The sequence below is a fragment of the Terrabacter sp. NPDC080008 genome, assembly GCF_040702505.1.
In the GTDB taxonomy this organism is placed as follows: Bacteria; Actinomycetota; Actinomycetes; order Actinomycetales; family Dermatophilaceae; genus Terrabacter.
Window position 1 is genome coordinate 83911 of record NZ_JBFBLC010000006.1, and the last position, 24301, is coordinate 108211.

22 protein-coding genes are annotated in these 24301 nt (G+C 73.4%); 13 read left to right on the top strand and 9 right to left on the bottom strand.

The window, feature by feature from the left end; genetic code table 11:
* Positions 1-131 precede the first annotated feature (131 nt).
* Entirely contained in the window at positions 132-2636 is a 2505-nt protein-coding gene (locus AB0316_RS16555) for an N-acetylmuramoyl-L-alanine amidase (RefSeq protein WP_366274144.1), read from the top strand.
* Positions 2637-2699: 63 nt separating this feature from the next.
* Here AB0316_RS16555 and AB0316_RS16560 read toward each other — a convergent pair whose 3' ends face one another.
* Together AB0316_RS16560 and AB0316_RS16565 are read right to left on the bottom strand one after the other, a co-directional pair.
* The gene (locus AB0316_RS16560; protein ID WP_366274145.1) at positions 2700-3335 is read right to left on the bottom strand and encodes a CoA transferase subunit B; all 636 of its coding nucleotides are present in this window, start codon (positions 3333-3335) and stop codon (positions 2700-2702) included.
* Between the two features lie 3 nt (positions 3336-3338).
* On the bottom strand, positions 3339-4181 hold the full coding sequence (locus AB0316_RS16565) for a CoA transferase subunit A (RefSeq protein ID WP_366274146.1): 843 nt from the start codon (positions 4179-4181) through the stop codon (positions 3339-3341).
* A gap of 265 nt (positions 4182-4446) precedes the next feature.
* Here AB0316_RS16565 and AB0316_RS16570 point away from each other — a divergent pair, with 265 nt between their 5' ends.
* Positions 4447-4938, top strand: a complete 492-nt coding sequence (locus AB0316_RS16570; protein ID WP_366274147.1) for a peptidoglycan-binding protein — start codon at positions 4447-4449, stop codon at positions 4936-4938.
* Positions 4939-4967: 29 nt separating this feature from the next.
* Here the strand turns inward: AB0316_RS16570 and AB0316_RS16575 are convergent, their stop codons facing one another.
* Genes AB0316_RS16575 through AB0316_RS16590 form a run of 4 tightly spaced genes read right to left on the bottom strand, consistent with a single transcriptional unit; the run spans position 4968 to position 8064 of the window.
* Positions 4968-5702, bottom strand: coding sequence for a TIGR03089 family protein (locus AB0316_RS16575; RefSeq protein WP_366274148.1), 735 nt, complete (start codon positions 5700-5702; stop codon positions 4968-4970).
* Between the two features lie 25 nt (positions 5703-5727).
* Complete coding sequence (locus AB0316_RS16580) at positions 5728-6963, bottom strand: LCP family protein (protein ID WP_366274149.1); 1236 nt, start codon at positions 6961-6963, stop codon at positions 5728-5730.
* Positions 6953-7381: a DUF2304 domain-containing protein gene (locus AB0316_RS16585; protein WP_366274150.1), complete on the bottom strand. Its 429-nt coding sequence runs from the start codon at positions 7379-7381 to the stop codon at positions 6953-6955. The genes AB0316_RS16580 and AB0316_RS16585 overlap by 11 nt, the downstream gene beginning before the upstream one ends.
* On the bottom strand, positions 7378-8064 hold the full coding sequence (locus AB0316_RS16590; RefSeq protein ID WP_366274151.1) for a glycosyltransferase family 2 protein: 687 nt from the start codon (positions 8062-8064) through the stop codon (positions 7378-7380). Before AB0316_RS16590 ends, AB0316_RS16585 begins: the two co-directional genes overlap by 4 nt.
* Before the next feature lie 198 nt (positions 8065-8262).
* Between AB0316_RS16590 and AB0316_RS16595 the strand changes: the two genes are divergently transcribed.
* On the top strand, positions 8263-10437 hold the full coding sequence (locus tag AB0316_RS16595) for a glycosyltransferase family 4 protein (RefSeq protein ID WP_366274152.1): 2175 nt from the start codon (positions 8263-8265) through the stop codon (positions 10435-10437).
* Positions 10438-10470: 33 nt separating this feature from the next.
* On the top strand, positions 10471-11448 hold the full coding sequence (locus AB0316_RS16600; RefSeq protein ID WP_366274153.1) for a lysylphosphatidylglycerol synthase domain-containing protein: 978 nt from the start codon (positions 10471-10473) through the stop codon (positions 11446-11448).
* Between the two features lie 44 nt (positions 11449-11492).
* Here AB0316_RS16600 and AB0316_RS16605 read toward each other — a convergent pair whose 3' ends face one another.
* Complete coding sequence (locus AB0316_RS16605; protein ID WP_366274154.1) at positions 11493-11939, bottom strand: nitroreductase family deazaflavin-dependent oxidoreductase; 447 nt, start codon at positions 11937-11939, stop codon at positions 11493-11495.
* A 133-nt stretch (positions 11940-12072) separates the two neighbouring features.
* A complete protein-coding gene (locus AB0316_RS16610) occupies positions 12073-12816 on the bottom strand; it encodes a DUF3105 domain-containing protein (RefSeq protein ID WP_366274155.1) in 744 nt (247 codons plus the stop codon).
* 171 nt (positions 12817-12987) lie between these two features.
* Here AB0316_RS16610 and AB0316_RS16615 point away from each other — a divergent pair, with 171 nt between their 5' ends.
* Positions 12988-13914 (top strand): DNA-3-methyladenine glycosylase 2 family protein, encoded by a 927-nt coding sequence (locus AB0316_RS16615; RefSeq protein WP_366274156.1) that lies wholly within the window; start codon positions 12988-12990, stop codon positions 13912-13914.
* A 44-nt stretch (positions 13915-13958) separates the two neighbouring features.
* Here AB0316_RS16615 and AB0316_RS16620 read toward each other — a convergent pair whose 3' ends face one another.
* Positions 13959-18374, bottom strand: coding sequence for an FtsK/SpoIIIE domain-containing protein (locus tag AB0316_RS16620; protein ID WP_366274157.1), 4416 nt, complete (start codon positions 18372-18374; stop codon positions 13959-13961).
* 304 nt (positions 18375-18678) lie between these two features.
* Between AB0316_RS16620 and AB0316_RS16625 the strand changes: the two genes are divergently transcribed.
* The 8 genes from AB0316_RS16625 (at position 18679) to AB0316_RS16660 (ending at position 24251) form a co-directional block, all read left to right on the top strand.
* Positions 18679-19917 carry an ATPase, T2SS/T4P/T4SS family gene (locus AB0316_RS16625; protein WP_366274158.1) on the top strand — a complete coding sequence of 413 codons (1239 nt, stop codon included), beginning with the start codon at positions 18679-18681 and terminating at the stop codon, positions 19915-19917.
* Complete coding sequence (locus AB0316_RS16630) at positions 19917-20783, top strand: type II secretion system F family protein (protein ID WP_366274368.1); 867 nt, start codon at positions 19917-19919, stop codon at positions 20781-20783. The genes AB0316_RS16625 and AB0316_RS16630 overlap by 1 nt, the downstream gene beginning before the upstream one ends.
* Complete coding sequence (locus AB0316_RS16635; protein WP_366274159.1) at positions 20780-21745, top strand: type II secretion system F family protein; 966 nt, start codon at positions 20780-20782, stop codon at positions 21743-21745. The genes AB0316_RS16630 and AB0316_RS16635 overlap by 4 nt, the downstream gene beginning before the upstream one ends.
* Before the next feature lie 62 nt (positions 21746-21807).
* Entirely contained in the window at positions 21808-22023 is a 216-nt protein-coding gene (locus AB0316_RS16640; RefSeq protein ID WP_366274160.1) for a hypothetical protein, read from the top strand.
* A complete protein-coding gene (locus AB0316_RS16645; RefSeq protein ID WP_366274161.1) occupies positions 22020-22574 on the top strand; it encodes a TadE/TadG family type IV pilus assembly protein in 555 nt (184 codons plus the stop codon). Before AB0316_RS16640 ends, AB0316_RS16645 begins: the two co-directional genes overlap by 4 nt.
* Positions 22571-23053: a pilus assembly protein gene (locus AB0316_RS16650; protein WP_366274162.1), complete on the top strand. Its 483-nt coding sequence runs from the start codon at positions 22571-22573 to the stop codon at positions 23051-23053. The genes AB0316_RS16645 and AB0316_RS16650 overlap by 4 nt, the downstream gene beginning before the upstream one ends.
* Positions 23050-23556 (top strand): pilus assembly protein TadG-related protein, encoded by a 507-nt coding sequence (locus tag AB0316_RS16655; RefSeq protein WP_366274163.1) that lies wholly within the window; start codon positions 23050-23052, stop codon positions 23554-23556. The genes AB0316_RS16650 and AB0316_RS16655 overlap by 4 nt, the downstream gene beginning before the upstream one ends.
* 236 nt (positions 23557-23792) lie before the next feature.
* Positions 23793-24251 (top strand): lamin tail domain-containing protein, encoded by a 459-nt coding sequence (locus tag AB0316_RS16660; protein ID WP_366274164.1) that lies wholly within the window; start codon positions 23793-23795, stop codon positions 24249-24251.
* Positions 24252-24301 lie beyond the last annotated feature (50 nt).

A 24301-nucleotide genomic window follows, 5' to 3' on the forward strand; every position in this document is an offset into this window, starting at 1 on the left:
CGCGGGCCGTCGGGTCCGCCGCCCGAGGGGTTGGTGCGAAATTCGGCGTGCCCTGGACGTGCCCTGCGTCCACAGCGGACATATCGTCATGAACCGGACATTCCCTGTCCGGTGGCTCGAAGGGACAGCTCATGACTCCATCCGCACACACCGATCACGGCGACCGACATCGCACCGGCCGCTGGGGCAACAGACTTCGCGGCGCCGGCCTGGCGGCGCCCGTCGTGGTCGTGCTCGGCGCCGCACTCTGCGCCGGCACCGCCGTGGCGGCGCCACCCGACCGACCCACGGCCCTGGCCGGCGCGCCCGACTACGCCGCACTCGCAGTCGACCAGGCACCCGCGGTCGGCCACGCACCCGCGGTCGGCCAGGCCCGCGGCCCCGCGGTCCCACCGCGCGTGACCCGGCTGCCCATCCCCGCGGTCGCCGCCGCCAAGAGGGCGGCGGCGCCCGCCTCCGGAGACCGGCTCGCGGCAGCCACCACCCGACTCGGGGTGCCGTTCGACGTGGCGGGCGTGAGCTTCTCCGGCACCGCACCGAACGGACTGGCGGTCGAGGTCCGGACCCGTGACACCCACGGCTGGAGTGCCTGGCGGCCCGTCGACATCGACTCCCAGGACGGACCCGACCCCGGCTCGGTCGAGGCGCGCCGGCAGAAGGCCGGATCCGCAGCCGTGACGGCCGCGGGCTCTGACGGCATCGACGTCCGCGTCACGAGCAAGGCAGGCGCGGTGCCCCGCGACCTCACGCTCACCGTGGTCGACGGCGGCAGCGATCCGTCCGACGCCACGCTCACGCCGACTCCCGTCGCCACGGCGACGCCCTCCGCCGGGCCTGCCCGGACCGCCGCGGCCTCCACGGGGACGGTCCAGACGGCGGCCCTCGACACGACGGCGGCCACGACGACCCCTGCGGTGCAGGCAGTCGCGGCGTCGACGTCGTCCGTGAGCCCGCCTGCCATCGTCACGCGCGCGCAGTGGGGCGCGGACGAGAGGCTGATGCCCTGCCAGCCCGACCGGCTCGCCGGCTTCAAGGCCGCGGTCGTGCACCACACCGTCGACACCAACAGCTACACCGCCGCGCAGGCGCCGGCGCTCATGCGGGCGATCTTCGCCTTCCACACCCAGAGCCGTGGCTGGTGCGACATCGGCTACAACTTCCTCGTCGATCGCTACGGCCGTATCTACGAGGGCCGCAAGGGCAGCATCAGCGGTTTCACGCAGGGCGCGCAGAGCGGCGGCTTCAACCACTCCACGTTCGGCGTGTCCGTGATCGGGGACTTCACGTCGGTCAAGTTCCCCAGCGCGGTGCAGTCGTCGGTGGCCAGGGTCATCGCCTGGGAGGCCGACCGCTCGCCCTTCGACCCGGCCTCGACCGTGAGGCTGCAGTCGGGTGGCAGCACTCGCTACGCCTCCGGCGTGTGGGTCACGAAGCCCCGGGTCATGGGCCACCGCGACCTCAGCCTGACCAGCTGCCCAGGTGACTCGGCCTACCCGCAGGTGGCCGCCATCCGCTCGTCGGCGGCCTCGCAGTGGCGCGCCGGCCAGTACGTCGGCGTCGCCGGCAAGTACACGCCGGTCGCCGCCCGCCGGTTCATCGACACGCGGTCGGGTGTGGGCGCCCCACGCGGGCTGCTGGCGCCCTGGGGCGCTGTGACCATCCGCCCGGCGGGCCTGCCCGCGGATGTCACCGCCGTCACCGTCAACCTCACGACCACGGCGGCCTCGGCCAACACCTCCATCGCCGCCTATCCCGCCGGGCAAGCGCCCCGCAGCTCCTCGGTCCTGAGCACGAGCCCCGGCCGCACGACCGCCACTGCGGTGACGGTGGGCATCGGCGCCGGAGGGGCGATCACGCTGCGCAACGCCGGCGGCGGGGTGCACCTCATCGCCGACCTCGCCGGCTACTACTCGAAGGGCTCCTCCGCCGGCCTGTCGGGCTCCTTCCGCAGGGTGCTCGACACCCGGTCGGGCCTGGGCGCACCGGTCCAGCAGGTCACTCCGTCGCGCCCGCTCACGCTCACGATCGGCGGCCTCCCGGCCGGCACGCGCGCCGTCAACCTCAACCTGACCGCGACGCGCGCGCAGGGCGACGGCTTCCTCACCGCATACGCCGGCGGTGCGGCCCGCCCGGGGACGTCCAACCTCAACTACGCCGCGGGCGGCACCGTGGCCAACCTCGCGACCGTCCCCGTCGGGCCGGGCGGCACCGTGACGATCCACGCCTCCGCCGCCACGGACGTCGTCGCCGACCTGGCCGGGTTCTTCGTCACGGGTGGGGGCTCCCGCTTCACGCCGGTCAGCCCGCGCCGAGTGCTCGACACACGCTACGGCTGGGCGTCGGCATACGCACCGCTCGTCGCCAGCCGTCCGCTGGACGTCACCCTGGCCGGCGTCCCCTCGTCGGCGACGGGGGTGGCCTTCGCGCTGACCGGCACGAACGCCACGCAGCCGGCGGCCGTCACGGCATACCCGACGGGCTTCCCGCGGCCCAACACCTCCTACCTCAACCCGGTCCCGCGTCAGGTGGTCTCGGGCCTGGTGGTGTCGGGCATCAAGTCGTCGAGCGTCGCGCTCGCCAGCACGGGCGGTTCGGTCGACCTGATCGCCGACCTGCTCGGCTACTACGGCGGCTAGCCGCACGCGCGGACGGTCCTCCCCGCCTGGGCGAGGAGGACCGTCCGGTGTTCGGTCGGCGGGTCAGAGCGCCACGGTGATCTCCGGCTCGGTGCGCTCGCGGACCTCCTCGACGGTGACCCCGGGCGCCAGCTCGCGCAGCACGAGCCCCTTCTCGGTGACGTCCAGGACGCAGAGGTCGGTGATGATCCGCTGCACCACGGCACGGCCCGTGTAGGGCAGGGAGCACTCGTTCACGATCTTGTAGGAGCCGTCGCGGGCGTTGTGCTCCATGAGCACGATGACCTTCTTCGCCCCGTGGACGAGGTCCATGGCCCCGCCCATGCCCTTGACCATCTTGCCGGGGATCATCCAGTTGGCGATGTCACCGTGCTGCGAGACCTGCATGGCCCCGAGGATCGCGGCGTCGACCTTGCCGCCGCGGATCATGCCGAAGCTCGTCGCCGAGTCGAAGAACGCCGCGCCCTTGCGCAGGGTCACGGTCTCCTTGCCCGCGTTGATGAGGTCGGGGTCCTCGTCCCCGTCGAACGGGTAGGCGCCGACGCCGAGGATGCCGTTCTCGGACTGCAGGACGATCTCGACGTCGTCCGGGACGTAGTTGGGCACCAGGGTGGGCAGCCCGATGCCGAGGTTGACGTAGGCGCCGTCGGACAGCTCGGCCGCGGCGCGCGCCGCCATCTGCTCACGGGTCAGGGCCATGGCTCAGGCCTCCTTGCTGTCGGTCGCGGGGGTCTCGCTGCCGGCGCCCGCCCCGGCGGGCGCCTCGGTGCCGTCGTTCCGCGGGCGCACGGTGCGCCGCTCGATCCGCTTCTCCGCGGCCTGTTCGGGGGTCAGCGGCAGCACCCGCTGCACGAAGATGCCCGGCAGGTGGATCTCGTCGGGGTCGAGCTCGCCCGGCTCGACGAGCTGCTCGACCTCGGCGACGGTGATGCGTCCGGCCATGGCACACAGCGGGTTGAAGTTGCGGGCCGACTGGTTGAAGACGAGGTTTCCGTGCCGGTCGCCCTTGGCGGCGCGCACGAGGCCGAAGTCGGTGGTGATGGCCTGCTCGAGCACGAAGGTCCTCGTCTCGCCCATCCACTCGAAGTCCTGGGTCTGCTTGGGCGGCGAGGCGACGGCGACGTTGCCGGCCTCGTCGTAGCGCCAGGGCAGCCCGCCCTCGGCGATCTGGGTGCCCACGCCGGTCATGGTGAAGAAGGCGGCGATGCCGGAGCCGCCGGCCCGCAGGCGCTCGGCCAGCGTGCCCTGCGGCGTCAGCTCGACCTCGAGCTCGCCCGAGAGGTACTGCCGCTCGAACTCCTTGTTCTCCCCGACGTACGAGCTCACCATGCGGCGGATCCGCTTGTCGCGCAGGAGCACTCCGAGCCCCCAGTCGTCGACGCCGCAGTTGTTGGAGACCGCCTCGAGATCGCTGGTGCCGGCGTCGTGGATCGCCGCGATGAGGACGGAGGGGATGCCGCAGAGGCCGAAACCGCCGACGGAGAGCGACATTCCGTCGCGGATCCCGGCGATGGCCTCCTGGGGTGTGGAGACGACTTTGTCCATGTGCCGGACTCTATCCGCGCCATGCCGCTCCCGGGCCGTGGGGTGAGCCCACACGGTGCGTCGGCCTGTGGTGGCGGGCCCCACGTAGGCCGTACACGCTGACCGTCGGGTGGCGCCGACGAACTACAGGTCTGTAGTTCTCCTGAGGCGCTTGTGGTCACTGTGACGGTGGTGCATAAATGGTGCAGGAGTGATCGGCGGTGGCGACTCAGCTGCCCCGCCGGACCGCTGTCGCGCTTGCACCACACTGGGGGAGGACCACGCCATGACCGCCTACGCGAGCAGGTCGCCACGCACGAGCGTGGGCGTCGCGCAGGTCGACGTCGCGACCGGCTACACGCCCTACAAGGGCCTGACCATCGGAACCGGTGCGCGAGGGGCGGCTGTCCGCGTCCTGCAGCGCGCGCTCGGCGGCCTCGCCGTCGACGGCGTCTACGGGGTCCTCACCACCGCCAAGGTCGCCCGGCTCCAGCGGTCGCTCGCGATGCCGCAGACCGGCGTGGTCACCCCCGAGCTGTGGGACGTCCTCGAGGCCCGGGACTTCCCGTTCGTGTCCGACCGTTCCACCGTGCTGCGTGCCGGCGACACCGGCCCGCAGGTCGTCGCCGTGCAGCGCCTCCTCGGCGTGCGCGAGACCGGTGTGTTCGACCTCGTGACCCGGGAGGCCGTCAAGGCCGCCCAGGCGCGCGCGGGGCTCGCGAGCACCGGCGTCGTGGCCTCGCGGACGTGGTCGCTCTTCGACCGCCTGTCGGCCTGAGCAACCCTGTTCGGGCGAGGGCCCGCGTCTCAGGCGAGGTGGCGGACGTCGAGGGTCACACCCTCGGAGGCGAGCCGGTCCTGCACGTCCTGCCGCCCGCCGCGCAGCAGCACGACGGACCCGTCCGCCGCCCACGCCGCGAGTGCACGGCGCAGCACCCGGTCGAGGGAGCCCTCGAGGGCCACCCGGGGAGCGTCGCCCCACTCCTCGGCGGACGTCACGACCTCGCCGTATGCCGTGTCCTGGCCGTCGACGACGAGCGCCACGTCCCCGGCTTCCGGGTCCGCTGCGGGGGAGAAGAGGTCGCCGTGGGTGGACAGCTCGCGGGCCTCGTCGACCGCCGACGGCGCCGCGCCGGCCTCGGGGTGGCTGCGCGCCAGCGCCGGCAGCGACACCAGGACGGCGTCACCCCCGTGGGCGGCGGCCGCGGCCGGTGAGTCGGTGACGAGCACGTCGGCACCGGGCGCGGCGTCACCCACGACGACGGTCGCGCCCACCGACCACGCCGCGAGGGCCCAGTAGAGGGAGCGCCAGTGCGCCGGCAGGTCGATGCCGACGGTGGTGCCGGGCCCTGCGTCGGCATCGTCCTGCAGCAGGTTGGCGGCCTTGGCGACCCAGTTGGCCAGCACCCGGGCACTGAGCTCGATGCGCTCGCCGCAGGTCGGGCCGGGCTCGTCGTCGTACCACGTGAGCCGGGGACGGCCGGGGTCAGAGGCCACCATGCGGGCCAGCACGTCGGCCGGCAGCAGGGCCGGGCTCACCACGCGGCCACCGTTCGTCGACGGGCCATCAGCTGTTCCCGCCCTCCTTGACCGTGGTGCCGGGGGGCGCCTGGGTCATCGGCTCGTCGTTCTTCAGCGCGGTGAACAGCGCCTTCGCGCGCACCGTGTCCCACTTCACGGCCAGGGCGCCGGTGCTCGTGCGGTAGGAGAGGGTCGAGGTCGGCACCGAGAGCGAGAGGCCCTCGTCGTTGCTGACCGAGCGCATCGCCTGCAGCACCCGGACCGCGTCCATGATGCCGGTGCCCTCGCCGACGGCGAGCCCGGCGGCGGACGCGTCGGCGAAGCTCTTGTAGCGCCAGGGGAGCAGGACGGTCGAGGGGGTCGCCGCCTTCTTCATCAGGGCGCCAAGGAACTGCCGCTGGCGAGCGGCTCGGCCGATGTCACCCAGCGGGTCCTCGTAGCGCGAGCGCACGTAGCCGAGGGCGTTGCCCCCGTCGAGGGTCTGGCAGCCCTTCTTGAGGTTGATCCCGGCCTTCTTGTCCTTCATGTCGCGGGGGACGCAGAGGTTGACCCCGCCGACGCTGTCGACGACGTTGGCGAAGCCGCCCAGACCGATCTCGACGTAGCCGTCCACGTGGATGCCGGTCGACTGCTCGACGGTCTCGGTGAGCAGCTTCGGCCCGCCGATCGAGTACGCGGCGTTGATCTTGTCGTGGCCGTGCCCGGGGATGGGCACCCAGGAGTCGCGCGGCAGGGACACCATGACCGGCTTGCCGCCGCTCTCGGAGACGTGCACGAGCATGATCGTGTCGGTGCGGTTGCCGACGGCGTTGCCCGTGGCGTACTTCTTGCGCTGCGCCTTGGTGAGCCCCTCGCGGCTGTCGGACCCGACGAGCAGGTAGTTGTGGCCGGAGGTGTCGGCCGGTCGGTCGCCCGCGGGGACGTTGTCGACCTTGTTGACCGCGCTCCATGCGTTGAGCGGCACCCACACGAGGAAACCGATCCAGGCCAGCAGGAGCACCAGCAGCACGACGAGCACGATGCGTCCCCGGCGCCGCCGACGGGGCCTGCCCGGGACCGCCGCGGGAGCGGTCGGCCGCCGGCCGGGCCCGTCCGGCCCCCCTGGCGCCCGTCCACGCCGGCGGGTGTCGACGAGGACGGCGTCGTCCGCGCCACCGTCGCCGTCGGGACCGAGGCGTCGGGTCGAGGGCCCACGGCCGCCGGCCCGCTCGGGGCGACGCCGGGTGTCGACGACGTAGGCGTCGTCGCCGGAGCGCCGCGGAGTGCTCGGATCAGTCGGCATCTGCTGCCTTCACGCTGGGGGGCGGGGTCACATCGGCCGACAGTGTCTCACTCGACCCTGCCGCCCGCACGTGCTCCGTCGCCGGGCGCGCCTCGTCGAGGGCGATGCGCCGCGCGAGCCGGGTGTAGCGGGTCTCCATGGCGCGGAACCGCTTGTACGTGGTGACCACGAAGCCGAAGAAGGCGACCGCGAGGCCGTAGAGGATCAGGTCGGCGCCGCGGCCGACCCCCAGGGCGCGGGCGAGGTTGGTCCACGTCTTGCTCGGGTCGATGATCGAGTAGACGACGAGCGCGAGCAGGAGCAGCAGGCCGAGGCGCCGCACGGCCTGGGTGCGCTGTCCGGTCCCGGCGAGCAGCCGCCACGCGCTGGCGAGCACCGCCGCGATGAGCAGGATCTGGATGACACTTTGCCGACTCATCGCCAGATCAGCTCCGCGAGGATGTTGATCGCGTTCCAGATCGACTGGCCCTTGGCCCGGGAGTAGTCGGTGTAGAGGATGTGCACGGGCTCCTCCGCGTAGGTGACCTTGGCCCCGTCGAGGCGCATCGAGCCGATCTGGGCCACGATCTCGGACGCGTGCGCCATCCGGTTCTGCGTGATGTCGAGCCTCTCCACGACGTCGCGGCACAGCACCCGGAGCCCGTTGTGGGCGTCGGTCAGTCGGGTGCCGGTCGTCAGGTTGGTGTAGGCGACCGCCGCCCGGAGCACGGCACGCTTGGGCGCCGAGGCCTCGGTGCGCTCGTCGAGGAATCGGGAGCCGAAGACCACCTGGACATCGCCACGGCGGATCCGCTCGAGCATGACCCGGACGTCCTCGATCTGGTGCTGCCCGTCGGCGTCATAGGTCACGACGTAGCGCATCGCCGGGTCACCCAGGGCGTAGTCGAAGCCGGTCTGCAACGCCGCGCCCTGCCCGAGGTTGACCGGGTGGCGCACCACCGCAGCGCCGGCGCGCGCCGCGAGGCTCGCGGAGGCGTCGCGGGAACCGTCGTCGACGCAGACGATGTTGGGGAAGACGCGCCTGGCTTCGTGCACGACGTCGGCGATGACGGCGGCCTCGTTGTAGAGCGGCACCACCATCCACACGTCCTCGTTCTGCATGCGCCCAGCCTAGAGCGGTGGGCGGGATGCTCCGGCCACGCTCAGGACCGCGCCGGTGAGCGCCTCGAGAGCGCCTGAGAGCGCCGCGCGAGTGCGCTGACGAGGTCGCCGGCCCGTGCGTCGTCGGCCGGCCCGACACGCGAGCCCGAGCGGCGAGGAGCAGCGAGGGCGTACGTCTGGAACTAGAGTCGAGTCACCATGACGGACGCGTTGCCACACCAGTCACGCACCCACATCGGCGCGGTCTCGCGCGACGCGGGACCGTGGGCCAGCGAGGACTCGGCCGGCGCGCGAGACCACATCGCCGGGTCCGCAGCCCTCCGCATCGCCGTCGTGGGTCCGACCGGGCCCGATGACGGCGCGGCCGCTGGGCACACGACCATGCTCGCGCACCACCTCGACGATGCCGGCCACGAGGTCACGCTGGTGTCCTGGGCCGACCCGTCCCGACGGCGCGAGGGAGTGCGGCCGCGACCGGCAGCCGGGCGGCACGTCCCGTCCTTCCCCCGCACGATCAGGGCGTTGGTCCGGACCCGCCCCGACAGCTGGCTCCGAGCGGGGCGGCGGCTCCGCGGCGCCGACGTCATCGTCGTGGTCCAGTCGCGCGCCGAGCTCGCTCCCGCCCACCTCACGCTCCTGCGCGCGGCGCACGCAGTGCCGGGGGAGGCCGGACCGCACCCCCGGTCGGTGGTCGTGATCCTCGGCGAGCTGCCCCTCGACAGCCGGGCCTTCGACCGGCGGCTGGTCTCGGCCCTCCTCTCGCGCGTGCACGCGGTGCTCGTCGACGACCCGGGACGGGCGAGCGTCGCCCGGGCACTCGGCGCCTCGCACGTATCCGTCCTCGACCTGCCTCGGGGCACGGACGAGACCCCGCCCTCACACCGGTGGCACTCCGGCCGGACCCGGCTGCTCGCGCTCGGACGCGCAGAGGATGCCGACGCCGTCGTCGGGGTCACCGACCTGCTGCGGGCTATGGGCCCCGTGCCCGGCATCACCCTGACGATCGCCGGGCAGCTCTCTGGCAGCGAGCGAGAGCTCGTCGGTCGCCTCGCGGCCGATCCGGAGCTGACCGGCCGCGTCGAGGTCCGTGAGGGCACGGTGCCCTCTGACGAGCTGGCCACCCTCCTCGCGGAGCACGACGTGCTGGCGCTGCCGTTCCGGTCCGCCGCTGACTCCCGTGGCGTGCTGTTGGGGCATGCGCACGGCCTGCCGGTGCTGGCGCCCGACCTGCCGCCGTTCTCGGCCGAGGTCACCGACGGCGTGGACGGCGTGCTCGTCCCCGCCGACGACGATGCCGCGCTCACCGCGGCGCTGCAGCGGCTCGGGGACCCGGAGCTGCGGCGACGCCTGGCAGAGGGTGTGCGCACCCCCGACCTCTCAGGCGCCTGGGCGCACTACCTGGGCGCCATCGAGGCCCTGTCCGTCGACGCAAGTGTGCTGCTCGGAGAGGCCTGCGAAGCAAGTGCGGCGTCCGACGAGGTGTCGCAGCGCTCGGACTCACCGGGTTCGCCCGAACAGCCGCGCGGCGTGCCCGGCTCGGGCTCGTGGGGGAGCCGGCTCGGGAACGTACGCGGGCGCGTCGGCGCGGGTGCTCGCCAGGCGTCCCAGCTCGTCCGAGGCCACGCCGTAGCCCGCGCCGCAGCCGATGTCGGCAGCCGAGCCGCGGGCGACCTCGCGGGACTGGCCCGAGGCGGCCTCTCCCGCGCGCTCTCCGGCCGCCGAGCGCTCGTGACCCTGCGCCCGGACGACCTGCCCCACTGGGTGCTGGCCACGGATGTTCTCGGCGACTCCGAGGAGGCGGACGACGCGCGCAGGCTCGCCCGCATCATCGGGCTGCCCCGGTCGCTCGACAGCGTCTCGGCGTGGGCGGCGCTCGGCACCCTGGCCGCCGTCCTTCGCGTCCGCGACGACGGCCGCCGCAGTGCCGTCATCGTCGACGAGGGCGGCCCTCGCTCGCTGCTGTCCCGCTGGGCGCGCGCCGTCGGGTTCGCGCCCGTCGAGATCGACTTCACGGGCGAGCACCCCAGTGTCGCGGCGCTCGACGTCGACGCGGGCTCCCTCGACGTCATCGCGCGCATCCACCCCGGAGGATGCGACGGCGACGATGTCGACCACGTGCTCGAGCAGGCCTCGTGGGCGCTGCGCTCCGGCGGCCTGCTCGTCGTCACCATTCCGCTGGGACCACGAGCGGCCGAGGGCGCGGTCGGCCCGGCCGACGTGCGCGGCGTCCTGGCCCGTGCCCACGACCTGGGCTTCGTGCTCGTCGGCGACCTCGACGGCGACGTCAACGCCCGAATGCGGCAGGCCGCCTCGCGCGCGAGAGCCGACGACGCGGCATACGCCCTCGTGCGGCTGACGCTGCGGCGTCGCTGAGCACCCCCTCGAGCCTGCGATGATGGTGCGGACATGAAGCGCTCACAGATCCTCACCGTCCTCCGTGTGGGCATCGCGCTCGTCACGCTCGCCGCGGTCGGCTACGCCGTGGCCCGCAACTGGGCCGACATGTCGGTGCAGCTCGGGAAGATCTCGTGGTCCACCTTCGCGTGGTCGACGCTCGCGGCCGGCGTCGGGACGTGGCTGACGATGATCGGGTGGAAGACGCTGCTGCGCGACCTCGGCTCCGACCTCCACGTCGCGCCGGCATCCGGCGTGTACTTCGTCGGGCAGCTCGGGAAGTACCTCCCCGGCTCGCTCTGGTCGGTGCTGGTCCAGGCCGACATCGGCAGCCACCTGAAGGTGCCGCGCCGTCGCACGGCCGTGACCGGTCTGCTCGCCCTCGGGCTGTCGCTGCTGACCGGGCTGCTCGTGGGCCTGCCGGCAGCGTCCCTGCTGCTCACCCGCGAGTCGGGGGGCTTCGACTGGTGGCTGCTGCTCGGGCTGCCCATCCTCGTCGTGCTGTGCTTCCCCCGGCTGCTCAACGCCATCATCGACCGGGCGCTGCGCCTGCTGAAGCGGCAGCCGCTCGAGCAGCAGCTCTCGGGCGGCGCCGTGCTGCGGGCCGTCGGGATCTTCGTCCTGGTGTGGCTGTCCTTCGGGATCCACACGCTGCTGCTCGCCCGGGCCGTCGCCGGGGACGGCACGCCGCACCCCGACCTGACCATGGCGGCGCTGACCGGCTACGCCCTGGCGGTGTCGCTGGGGATGCTCACCGTGGTGCTGCCTGCCGGCCTTGGCGCCCGCGAGGGGCTGCTCACCCTGGCCCTCGCCACGGCGATCCCGACGCCTGCGGCCGCCGCGGTCGCGATCATGTCCCGCTTCATCGTCACCGTCGTCGACGTCGCGTGCGCGGGTGGCGGCTGGCTCTACGCCCGCTCGCACCACCTCGTCAGCCAGCGTCACGCCGCCGAGCAGGCCGAGCTCACCGATGCCGACCTGCGCAGCTGACGGACGCGTGCGCGCCAGGTCGGCGCGACTCAGCTGACGGCGACTCAGCGGCCGGTGTCGCGGCGCTCGAGGACGAAGACCGGGATGAGCCGGTCGGTCTTGGTCTGGTACTCGGCGTAGGACGGGAAGGCCGCGACGCAGCGCTCCCACCACTGCTCCCGCTCCTCGCCGGCCAGCTCACGCGCGTGCACGGGGAAGGTGTCCGTGCCGGCCTGCAGCTCGATGTCCGGGTGCGCGAGGAGGTTGTGGTACCACTGCGGGTGCGCCGGCGCGCCACCTTGGCTCGCCACGGCCGCGAACGAGCCGTCGTGCTCGACGCGCATCAGGGGGACCTTGCGGACGGCGCCGCTCTTGGCGCCGCGCATCGTCAGCATGACGACGGGAAGGCCCATGATGTCGACCGAGTCGGTGGTGCCGGTCGCCTCGATCGTGCCGACCTGGTCGCGGACCCACTGGCTGGGGCTGGGGACGTACTCACCGGTGATGGCCATTCCCGCAGGCTAACCCGGGACGATCGGGACTGCCGGAGTGGGGTCGGCGGAGTGGGGTCGGCGGAGTGGGGTCGCCGGGGTGGGGTCGACGGGGACCGCGGGCGTACGCGTCGGGTCCGCTCTGCCCGACCGCTCAGGCGGCGCCCGGCTCGGGCGCCGAGCTCCACGGGAACTTCTTGACGAAGTCCTCGACCACGGTCGTGCTGAGGCCGCCGCACAGCTGGCGGTGGCCCATCTGCTGGCGCACCTGGCCGGTGCTCGGGTCGACGTCGGCCGCCCAGTGCGACAGGGCGTACTTCTTGCCGGCCGGGAACGCCCCGTAGGCGGGGTTCCACGGCACCACCAGGAACTTGTTGGCCGACTCCTTCATGGCGTTGACCTTGGTGGCGAGGGCCTGGAACGCCGAGGCCTGCTCCTTCTCGAGCGAGCGGTCGTACCAGAGGATCGTGTAGCCGTGCTCCAGGTTGTGCACGAGCGTCTCGACGGCCGGCACGTCCGCCACCGTGTAGACGCGCCGGGAGTCGACGGCAGGCACGGCGAAGTGCTTGCCGCTGGAGGGCGGGACCGTCGAGTACTGCACCTTCGTGACGCCCGGCTGGTTCGTGCCCGGGCCGACATGGTCCCCGCTGCCCTCGGCCGGGTCGTTGGTGATGGGATCGCACGAGGCGGCGCCGGCGTCCCCGCTGATGGCCGCGAGCGCCTGGTCCTTCTTGCTCTGCTCGCCGACGACGGCCCAGGTGACGGCCGCGGCGATGATGGCGATGACGGCGACGCAGGCGCCGACGACCACGAGGAGGCGCCGACGTTCGGACCGCTTCTGGGCGGCCTGCATCGCTGCGACTCGCTCGCGGCGGTCTCGGGTCGTCTCGCGGGGCATCGTTCCTCGTTCCTGTGCAGCTGCCGGGTGGCGGGTCCGGGTGCCGGCTCTCCCGGCAGACAGTGGCAGGAGGCCACGGTCCGGCGGGCGGTCCGGCTGCGCGTGTGAGTCGCGGTCATCGGGCGGTGGGTGGGCCGTCCGACGACGGTGCCGAGTGTAGGCGAGGATGATGTGGTGCCCGAACCGTCGACCCGTCTGTGGCGCAGCGACCGCGAGATCGTGCTGCGCGCCCAGCTCGGGGTCTTCCGCCGCGGCTCCGGCGACCCCACCTCGCGGTTCACCGCCGACGGCTCCGTCACCCGAGCAGTGCAGACGCCCGAGGGCGTGGGCACGCTGCACCTGTCCTGCCGTCCCGGCGAGTCCGTGGTGCGGGCGCAGGCCTGGGGCCCCGGCGCGTTGTGGCTGCTGGACTCGGTGCCGGCGCTGCTCGGGGCCCACGACGACCCCTCCGGCTTCGTCGCCCACCACGAGGTCGTCGCCCAGGCGTGGCGGCGCTTCCCGCACTGGCGGGTCCCACGCTCGGGCCTGGTCCTCGATGCGCTCGTCCCGGCAGTGATCGAGCAGAAGGTGACGGGCCAGGAGGCGTTCGCCGGCTACCGGAGGCTGGTCCGCCGGTTCGGCACTGCCGCTCCCGGCCCCTTCGTGGGGCTGATGGCGCCGCCGACGCCCACCGGGTGGGCGGCGATCCCGTCGTGGGCGTGGTTGCAGGCCTCGGTCGACGGTGCCCGTTCGCAGACGGTCGTCCGGGCAGCGGGGTATGCCGGCCGGCTCGAGGAGGGCGCCGGCGTGTCCTTGGGTGAGGCGCACCGTCGCCTGCGGGCCCTGCCCGGGGTCGGGGTGTGGACGGCCGCCGAGGTCGCGCAGCGCGCGCTGGGCGACGCTGACTCCGTGTCGTTCGGCGACTACCACGTGGCGAAGGACATCGGATGGGCGCTGACCGGGACGCCGGTCGACGACGCCGGGCTCGCCGAGCTGCTGGAGCCCTATCGCGGCCACCGCTACCGGGTGCAGCAGCTACTCGGCCTCGCGGGCTACCACCGGCCGCGCCGCGGTGCCCGCATGGCGCCGCGCACGCACCTGCCGACGCGCATCCGCTGAGCCCGCGAACGGGAGGTGGCGGGCCCGGCGGCTGGCGTGCGACCTCACCTCGGGGGTGTGCAGGCGAGCTCTCCGGACCGGGTGTGAGTAGGTGGCAGGAGGCCCGACTCGGCCCGAGCCACCTGGGTCGGGAGCACCCGGCCGTCGGTCACGAGATGCCCCCGACCGGCGCGGCGAACGGTCGAAGGGTCGAGGCGGACACCCAGCACGTCACCGTCGGAGGGCGCCGTGGCACCGAGGACCAGGCCACATCCGTCGCGGGCGACCTCGGGCACCAGCCCGCGGAACGCCCCGTTCGCGCGACTGAGCTCGGCCGAGACTGCAATGAGGCCATCGGTCGCGTCGACGAGCCGGGTGGCCTCGACGAGAGCCACCTCCACCGGGCCCCCGTCGACGAGCTCGACGTCGTCGACCAGCAGGCAGAGGTCAGGGTCCTCGCGCCGCAGCGCGACCAGGTCGCTGGCGTCGCGCGGGTCGAGCACCGGCACTGTCCGGCCCTCGGCCCAGGCCGACAGCGGTGACCGGCGCGGGCAGACGGCCACGACGTGCCGGCCGTGCTGCACGAGTCGCTCGCCGAGCGTCGCCAAGGTGGTGGAGCGACCCGTTCGGGCCGGCCCTGCGACGAGGAACCGCCGGTGTCCCGCCGAGAGTGTCAGACCCAGAGCTCGGGCCTCGTCACCACCGACCCCCAGGACGAGCCGGTCGGGGTCCGGGGCGAGCTCGTCGAGGACCACGAGGGCCGGCAGCGGCCTGATCCGCCAGGGACGCCGGGCCACGGTGCCCTCGGATGCTGCCTGCCCGACAGGTCCCGGGTCGGCGTGGGAGCCGGCACTGGTGACCGCGGCGCTGGTGACCGCGGCGCTCGTGGCCGTCGGTGATGCGTCGGTCCCGGGGACGGCGAGCTGGACGTGGTTGCCGGAGCCCAGGTCGACGGCGCGGCCGGGGGGCAGGTGGGTGGAGGTCTGGTCCGGGGAGAGCCCCGCGAGCGTGAGGTCCAGGGGGTCGGGCATGGCGAGGACCAGTCGCCGCTGGAGGAGCCCGGGCAGGCGACCCGAGAGCAGGGCGCGTCCTCCGGCGACGGCGAAACGGATCCCGACGGACGGGCCGTCACGTAGCAGGCGCAGGAGGTCGTCGATGCCGCTGCCGTGGTCGGTGGAGGTCAGCGCCTCCTCGAGGGACTCCCACCCGTCGACGAGCACGACGACGGTGCGCGGCCCCGTCTCCTGGCCGTCGACCAGGCCGAGCAGCCGTGTGATCAGGCGCCGGACCAGCGTCGGCTCGGTGGCGTCCGCCACGGTCCCGACGTGCGGGAGTTCGACGAGGCCGGCCGCCGGTCCGGGGACACCCTGCAGCACGTGTAGGTGCAGCTCTTCGGGTGTGTACCGACTGGCGAGGGCCAGCGCGACGGTGACGACGCTCGTGCTGCGACCCGAGCGCGGGCCGCCGGCGAGGCCGAGATGGCCGTCCAGCTCCGGCCTCCACACCAGGGGCTCCTGACGTTGTCGACGGGGCAGGTCGACGAGGCCGAGCGCGGCGCCCGGATCCTCGGCGACCTCCGCATCCGAGACGCTGGTCGAGAGCTCGGCGGTCGTCAGCAGTGCGGGCAGCGGGGGCAGCCAGGGCGGGGGCGCGGGGGCGATGTGCTGCTCGCGGGCGGCGGCTCGAGCTGCCTCCACGACGGCGTGCAGCTCCGTCCGGGCGGTCCCGACGCTGCCTCCACGGGCACGGTCCTGCGTGACGACCCGACCCTCGGCTTCGGCCGGGCGCGCGGCGTCGTCCAGGATGCCACTGAGATCGGCTTCCTCGACGATCGAGCCGCCGGTGGCGGGAAGGGGAGCCAGCAGGTCACGGGCGACGACTCTGGTGGTGTGACCGGGGGCGACGGGGGCCAGCTCCGCGCCGAGGTACGCGGTCTGCACCGTGCGGAGACCGTGGTCGCCGCTGCGGAGGCAGGCGCGGCCGGGCGTGCGGGGATCGAGGGCAGCGGCGTCCGCCGAGTCGACGACGTCGTCGCTGTCGGTCCGGTCGCGCACGCGCAGGGCGATCCGGAGGGCGAGGTTGGCGCGCATGTCGGCGGACACGATGCCGGCCGGTCGCTGCGTCGCGAGCACGAGGTGCAGGCCCAGCGACCGACCGAGCGCCGCGACCCGGACCAGCCCGTCGATGAAGTCGGGGAACTCCTCCGCGAGCGCCTTGAACTCGTCCACGACGATGACGAGCCGTGCTAGTGGAGGCAGCTCACGGCATACGGCAGCGGCCCGGCGGTAGTCGTCGAGGTCGCGCGCGCCGGCCTGCGCGAGCAGGCGCTCGCGACGCTTCATCTCCGCGTCGAGGGAGGTGAGGGCGCGGGCGGTGAGGTGGGCGTCGAGGTCAGTGACGAGGCCGACGGTGTGGGGCAGTCGGGCGCACTCACTGAAGGCGGAGCCGCCCTTGTAGTCGACCAGCACGAAGGCCAGCTCCTCCGGAGGACTCGCGACGGCGAGTCCGGTCACGAGGGTCTGCAACAGCTCGGACTTGCCCGAGCCGGTGGTGCCGCCCACGAGGACGTGCGGGCCGTCGGCAGCGAGGTCGACGTGCCAGGGGGCCTCGACCGCCAGCCCCAGGAGCGCGCCGGGCCGGCCGGTGCTGCGGCTCCAGCTCTCGGCGAGGCTGTCGGCGCGGGTCGGGTCGGTCCCGGTTGCCCGGTGCAGCTCCACGAAGGAGCAGCGGTCGGCCAGGGCGCCCGCGCCCTGTTCGGGTGTCGCGTCCACGTAGGGCGCCATCGCCCGCGCCACGGCCTCGAGCCACCCGACGGAGGGCAGGTCGGGGACGATGCCGCGCAGGGTGCTGCCGTCCTCGCGGAGGGTCGCGTCCACGCCGGCCTCGTCGATCTCCAGCGAGGCCCTGGTCTCGGCGGGGAGGGACACGGCGTCGGTGTCGATGCAGATCAGGGCCACGCCGGCGCCCGGGCCGTCGCGCAACAGCTCCGCCACGCCCGGCACGGCGCGCAGCGCGCTGGCCCCGTCGAGCACCACGACGACGTCGGCGGGCCGGTGACTCGCAGCACCGCCCTCTCGCGCGTCGCGCCGGCTCTCGACGAGGGTGCGCAGGGACGCCACGCTCGCGGCGACTGCGGCCGCGCCGCCGTGGACCCGACCGGTGTGGTCCACGCGGTCAGCGACGTGCGGCAGGTGGGCGGCCCACTCCCAGTCGCGGGTACGCGCCGGCGTGTCCGTGAGCACGTGCACCGACAGCGTCCGGGGGGTGTGCCAGGTGGCCAGCTGGACCACGAGCGCGGCCGCGAGCGACCTCACGTGCGTGCGGGGACCGGCGATGCCGACGACCCCGGACCTCCCGAGTTCCACGAGGGCGGGAAGGCCCTCGACCTGTGGGCGCTCGTCGGCGGGGCCGTCCGTGGCGACCTCGGCCGGCTGGGTGGCGGTGCCCACGCGGAGCACGAGGTGGTCGCTGTCGTCGGGCCGGCGCTCCCAGAGCCGGGTGCCGCGCCGCCGCACGAGCGCCTCGACCTGCCCCAGGTCCGGGTGGTCATGCCGTCGCCTCTCCGCGTCGGCGCGCGCAGCCTGCGCCAGCTCTGCCCGGGCTCGGGAGAGCTTGGAGGCGTGCTCGACGAGCTGGCGCCGGTAGGAGGTGCGCCCGGCACGCCGGTCGCTCCACCACTGCCCGAGGAGCAGCAGCGGGGACATCAGCGCGAAGAGCAGCAGGGCGGGGGAGGAGAGCGCCAGGGCGAGGATCGCCGAGAGGGCCAGCGGTGCGAGCGACGCGAGCAGTGGCAGGCGCCCGTGCTCGGGCCGGCGGGGCGTCTCCGGGAAGACCACCGTCGGGCAGGCCGAGGCGTCTCGGAACCGGGGCCGGCGGTGGATGCGGACCTCGCCGTCGACGACCTCGTGGTGGCCGGCCCGCACGGGCGCGGGGCCGATCACCAGCGTCGTCGAGCCCACCCGTACGTGCTGACCGGCGGTGACGAACGCCCCCGGTGTGGGCAGCGGCAACCCGTCGACGTAGGAGCGGTTGGTGGGCTCGAGGTCGCGCAGGTGCACGCCGTCGGACGAGACGGTGAGGATCGCGTGCGCCCGGGACACACCCGGGTCGTCGAGCCGCACCTGCGCGGAGGCGGCGCGCCCGACCACGTGCTCGCCACGTCCCAGGACGACGAGGCGACCGGCTCCGACACCGCCCACGACTCGCAGCTGCACGGCGCCGGCACCCCGGGACGGCCGCACCGCCTGGTCGCGGGCACCGGCGACGAGGAGCGCACCGCGCAGTAGCGGTGGCTGCCCGAGGACGTCGTCGTCCGTGACGAGTCGCCCGTCCACCCGCAGCTCCTCCGCGGCCACGCCCGCGGCGGCGGCGAAACGAGCCCGCACCCGACCGAACGTCGTGCCGGTCGCGGCGTCGACGGTGATGTGACGCACCGGCCCGTCGGTCGCCCCGCGGTCCAGCACGGAAAGAGTCAAGCGCACCGGTTCCTCCTGTCGTGAGGCACCATGAGACCGCGATCGGGCCCGGTGACGCGGGTGTCGTGCACAGCTGTGGAGCGCCGGCACGCTCACGCCGACGGCGTCGCTAGGGTGCGCCGACGGGTTGCGTCGGGTTCGGTCAGGGCCGTGCGCACGGTCCACGGCGTGCGTGCGACCGGCGCCGGATCCGGGGCCTGTGGATGACGCGGGCGGTGAGAACGAAACTCGGCCTAGCTTGGACGCGCCAGAACCGGACGGTGCGGGCAGGATGTCCGCAAGCAGCTCACAGGGGTTTCAGGGGAGACGTATGTCGACGCAGGAAGCGGTGCGCCATGTCGAGGGCGAGGTCCGCGAGCTCATCCGACGCTCCGGGCTCGACCCGTCGAGCGACACCAAGGCCGTGCGGTCCCTGGTGCAGGAGGCCGTGCAGGACTACGACGAGCGCTCGCTCCACGGCGGGCTGCCGTCCTTGGGTGATCCCCGGATGGCCGTCCACTCGATCCTGGCCGTGGTCGCCGGCTACGGACCACTGCAGCAGTACTTCGACGACCCCGCCGTCGAGGAGATCTGGATCAACGAGCCATCGAAGGTGTTCGTGGCACGAGGCGGCATCGCGGAGCTGACGCCGACGATCCTCACGGCCGACGACGTGCGCGACCTCGTCGAGCGCATGCTGAGGACGAGCGGTCGCCGGGTCGACCTCAGCAGCCCCTTCGTCGACGCGACCCTCGCCGACGGGTCGCGGCTGCACGTCGTCATCCCCGACATCAGCCGCGCCCACTGGCAGGTCAACATCCGCAAGTTCGTGGTCAAGGCCGACCACCTGGACGACCTGGTCCGTCTCGGCACGATGCCGCGGGCGGCGGCGACCTTCCTCGAGGCCGCCGTCGCCAGCGGGCTGAACGTCCTCGTCGCCGGTGGCACGCAGGCCGGCAAGACGACCCTGCTCAACTGCCTGGCCGCCGCCATCCCGCCGCGCGAGCGCATCGTCACCTGCGAGGAGGTGTTCGAGCTCAAGATCCCGCAGCGCGACGTCGCCGCGATGCAGTGCCGCCAGCCCAGCCTCGAGGGCACCGGGGAGGTGCCGTTGCGTCGCCTCGTCAAGGAGGCCCTGCGTATGCGGCCCTCCCGGATCATCGTGGGTGAGGTGCGCCAGGAGGAGAGCCTCGACCTGCTCATCGCCCTCAACAGCGGGGTGCCGGGCATGTGCACGGTCCACGCCAACAGCGCCCGCGAGGCCGTGACGAAGATGTGCACCCTGCCGCTGCTCGCCGGTGAGAACGTCTCAAGCCGGTTCGTCGTGCCCACGGTGGCGGCGGCGGTCGACCTCGTCGTGCACGTCGCGCTCGAGCGGGACGGCAAGCGGCGGGTGCGCGAGATCGTCGCTGTCCCCGGCCGGGCCGAGGGGGACGTCATCGAGATCGCCGACCTCTTCGTGACCCGTGGCGGCGTGCTGCGCCGTGCCGACGGCTTCCCACCGCACCGGGAGGCGTTCGAGCGCGCCGGCTACGACGTGACCGCCCTGCTCGCCCGGGACGACTCGTGATCTCGCCGCTGCTCGTCGGCCTCATCTTCGGGGTCGGCGTCTTCTTCGTCTACTGGTCGTTCTGGCCTCAGCAGCCCGCGTCCGAGCGAAGCGCCCGGCCCGGGTTCATGCTCGAGCTGCGTGACCACCTGACGCAGGCCGGCTACTCGTCCGTCACTCCGGCCAACGTCATCCTCGGCTCCTTCGTCCTCTTCGCCGTGGCCCTCGTGCTCGTGCTCGCCCTGACGCGTGTGCTGCCCATCGCCCTCTGCTTCGCACTGATGGCCGAGGCCCTCCCGCTGTCGCTCGTGCGGTCACGGGCACGCAAGCGGCGCAACAAGCTGCGCGACCTGTGGCCCGACGTCGTGGACAACATCACCTCGGGCGTACGCGCCGGCCTGGCACTGCCGGAGGCGCTGTCCCAGCTCGCCGTCCGGGGCCCGCTCGAGCTCCGGCCCGCGTTCGAGGCCTTCGCCGAGGACTACCGGACGACCGGCCGCTTCTCCGACTGCCTCGACCGCCTGAAGGAGCGCCTCAGCGACCCCGTCGGCGACCGCATCGTGGAGTCGCTGCGCATCGCCCGGGAGGTCGGGGGCAGCGACCTCGGACGGCTGCTGCGGACGCTCTCGTCCTTCCTCCGCGAGGATGCGCGCACCCGTTCCGAGCTTGAGACGCGACAGAGCTGGACGGTCAACGCCGCGCGCCTGGCGGCCGGTGCCCCGTGGGTTATCCTCGGCCTGCTCGCGCTCAACGGCAGCTCGCTGGCGGCCTACTCCTCACCCACCGGCTGGGTCGTCCTCGCGGTCGGTGCCACCCTCTGTGCACTGGCGTACCGCTCCATGGTCTGGATCGGGCGCCTACCCGAGGAAGAGCGGGTGCTGCGATGAACGCGCTTTCGCAGGTGCTCGACGCCGGGTGGTCATGGGTCGGAGCCAGCGCAGGCGTGCTGCTGCTCGCCGGCCTGGCACTCGTCGTCGCGGGCGTCCCGGCCCGTCGCCGGCCGACCCTCGACGACCGTCTCGTGCCCTACCTGCGCGACACCCCGCGGCCCTCGACGCTGCTCGCGCCACCTGCTCCGCCGAGGGGCCCCTTCGGTTTCGGTGAGCTCTTCGCGCCGTATGTCGCCCACCTCGGCCGCGGGGTCGGTGCCGTCTTCGGGGGCGCCCCGTCCGTCGCACGGCGGCAGCTGCGTGCTGGGCGTCCCGCCGACGTCGAGGCCTTCCGCGCCGAGCAGGTCATGGCCGGCGCCCTCGGCGGGCTCGGGGGCCTCGCCTTCACGGCCCTCGTCGCCGTGGCCCAGCGCCGCTTCCCGGTCCCCGTGCTCGTCGTCATGGTGATGGTCGGCGTGCTGGGAGGAATCGCCGTCCGCGACTACGCGCTGAGTCGCGCCGCCTCAAGGCGAGAGGCGCGCATGCTGACCGAGTTCCCAACCGTCGCAGAGCTGCTCGCCCTTGCGGTGAGCGCCGGAGAGGGCGCCGTGGGCGCGCTCGAACGGGTCTGCCGCCTCTCACGCGGTGAGCTCTCCGACGAGCTGCGCCGGTGCCTCGCAGATGCGCGCGCGGGCGCCAACCTGCCCACGGCGCTGCAGGGGCTGGCCGACAGGACCGGGCTGATGAGCCTCACCCGTTTCGTCGACGGGATCGTCGTCGCCGTCGAGCGCGGGACCCCGTTGGCCGAGGTCCTGCGCGCCCAGGCGCAGGACGTCCGCGAGGACGGCCGTCGAGCCCTCATGGAGGAGGGCGGCAAGAAGGAGATCTACATGATGGTCCCCATCGTCTTCCTGACGCTGCCCGTGACCGTGCTGTTCGCGCTCTTCCCCGGCCTCAGCTTCCTCCACCTCAAGCTCTGACACCGCTCATCACAGCGGCAACACCGAATCACCACCGCACCACCAAGACAGGGAGACAAGGAATGAACCACATCATCACCGGGCACGCCCGGGCCCGAGCCGCACTCGTCGGCGGCGTCACGCGCCGCATCCAGGGGCCGCGCGACCGGGGCGACGTGCCCGGTTGGGTCCTCATCACGATCATGACCGCCGGCCTCGTGACGGCGCTCTGCGCCCTTGCGGGCCCGCAGCTCGGGCAGCTCTTCAGCGACGCGATCTCGAGCGTCAAGGGCCCGTGACGCGCCGCGGGTGGGCCACGGCCGCCCTGCGTCCCGAGTCGCTCCTGCGTCAGGTCGCCACCCGCGCGACGACGACGCCGCATCCCACCGCGTCGCCCGGTGGGGAGCTCGCAGGTGAGGACAGGACCCTCGGACGCGAGGCGCCCCGGGTAGGGGGAGTCGAGCGGGGCTCGGCCATCGCCGAGTTCGTGATGGTCGCCGCCCTGCTCCTCGTCGTGGCGATGGGCGTCTTCCAGCTCGGGCTGGCCCTCTACGTGCGCAACACCCTCATCTCCGCGGCGTCGGAGGGGGCCCGCTACGGGGCCCGCGCCGACGCCGACCCCGGCGACGGCACGGCGCGCACCCGTGCCCTCGTGACCTCGGCGCTGAGCGCCTCCTTCGCGCGCGACGTGACGGCCGTCCGCTCGGTCACGCCCTCCGGCGTGCGGGTGGTCGAGGTGCACGTGTCGGCACCGCTGCCGCTCATCGGTGTGATCGGCCCCTCGGGACGGCTGACGGTCTCGGGCCGCGCCTTCAGCGAGGAGCAGGTCGTGGCGGGTGGTGGGGGATGAGGCTGCCTCACCGACTCCTGGCCCGGGCAGCGCGGCTGCATGACGCTCGGCACGGCGGCGGCATCGAGCAGGGCCGCGCGATCCTCGAGTTCATCTTCCTCGGCATCCTGCTGCTGCTCCCGCTGACCTACCTCGTGCTGATCGCCGCCCGGCTGCAGGCGGCTTCCTTCTCCGCCTCCCTGGCGGGTCGCGAGGCCGGCAGGGCGTTCGTGACCGCACAGTCCGACGGCGACGGCTTCGCGCGCGCCCGCGCGGCTGCCTCCCTGGCCTTTGCCGACTTCGCCTTCGAGCGCGGCGCCGACGTGAGGGTGACGTGCGACGGTTCGCCGTGCCTGCGTCCCGACGGTTCAGTGACTGCGACCGCGACGATCGCCGTGGCGCTGCCCCTCGTGCCCGACTTCATCGCGGCGCACGTGGCCGCCTCGGTCACCATCTCCTCGACGCACGTCGCGTCGGTCGACCGGTTCGTGGCGCGATGACCCCGTCGTATGCCGTCTCCTGCGTCCACGGCCTGCGCCGGCTCCGCGCCCGGCTGGGAGCAGGGCAGGCGCCCGAGGAGGGGCAGATCGGCATCCTGGCACTCGGGTTGTTCGTCCTCGTGGCCCTGCTCGTGCTCGGCACCGTCGACGTGACGGCCGCGCAGCTGGCTCGCATGCGCCTGCTCGACACCGCCGACTCCGCAGCCCTGGACGCCGCGGACTCGCTCGACGAGGCCTCCGCCTACGAGAACGGGGTAACCGACCGGCTGGCGCTCACCGACGCCTCGGTCGCGCGCGCGGCCTCGGCGCATCTGGCGCGCACGCCCAGACCACCGGGCATCACCTCGTGGTCGGTGGTTGCCGACACCGGCGCCGAGGGCGACACCGCGGTGGTGACGGTGCAGGGCACGGCGACCCTGCCCATGACCGGGTGGGTCCTCGACTCGCTCGGTGGCAGCGTCACCATCACGGTCACCTCCCGGGCCCGCGCGCCCCTGCGCTGAGGCACACCACAAAATTCCCAAAACGGTCACGCCGGGGCCTGTTTGCCCCTAGCCTCCGGTGTCGGCGCCCACGCCACCGCAGCACGTCCATGCGCGGTGGCGTGGCGCGTCCCAGGCCGGCGCCGCACGCTGGCGCTCGCGTGCCCGCCGCCCGCGTTTGCCGCGGCCGGCTCCCGGCCGCGTCGCACAGGCCAAGACGACACCAGACGACAGACCACCAGACAGACAGGTAGAAGATGCACCACTTCGACACCAAGGCCCTCGTGGCCGCAGCAGGCCTCGGACTCGGCCTGGTCGCGCCGGTCGCGGCGGCCGGCTCCGCCCAGGCCCTGCCGGCCATCATGATCTACAAGGTCCAGTACGACTCTCCGGGACCCGACACCGGCAGCAACGCCAGCCTGAACGCCGAGTACGTCGTCATCAAGAACACGACCCGGAGCAACCGGGTGCTCACCGGGTGGACCCTGCGTGACAAGACCGGCTACACCTACCGCTTCCCGTCCTTCACCCTCAAGGCCGGCGCCACGGTGACCGTCCACACCGGCCGCGGCACGGCCACGGCGGCGCACCGCTACTACAACAAGTCCTGGTACGTCTGGAACAACACCGGCGACACGGCCTACCTCAAGAACGCCTCCGGCTCGACCGTCGACACGTGCAGCTGGAAGCGCGGTGGCGGGGCGACGTACTGCTGATCGCTTCGCGTCCCCAGAATCTCCCGAGGAGGACCCGGCCCTGACAGGGA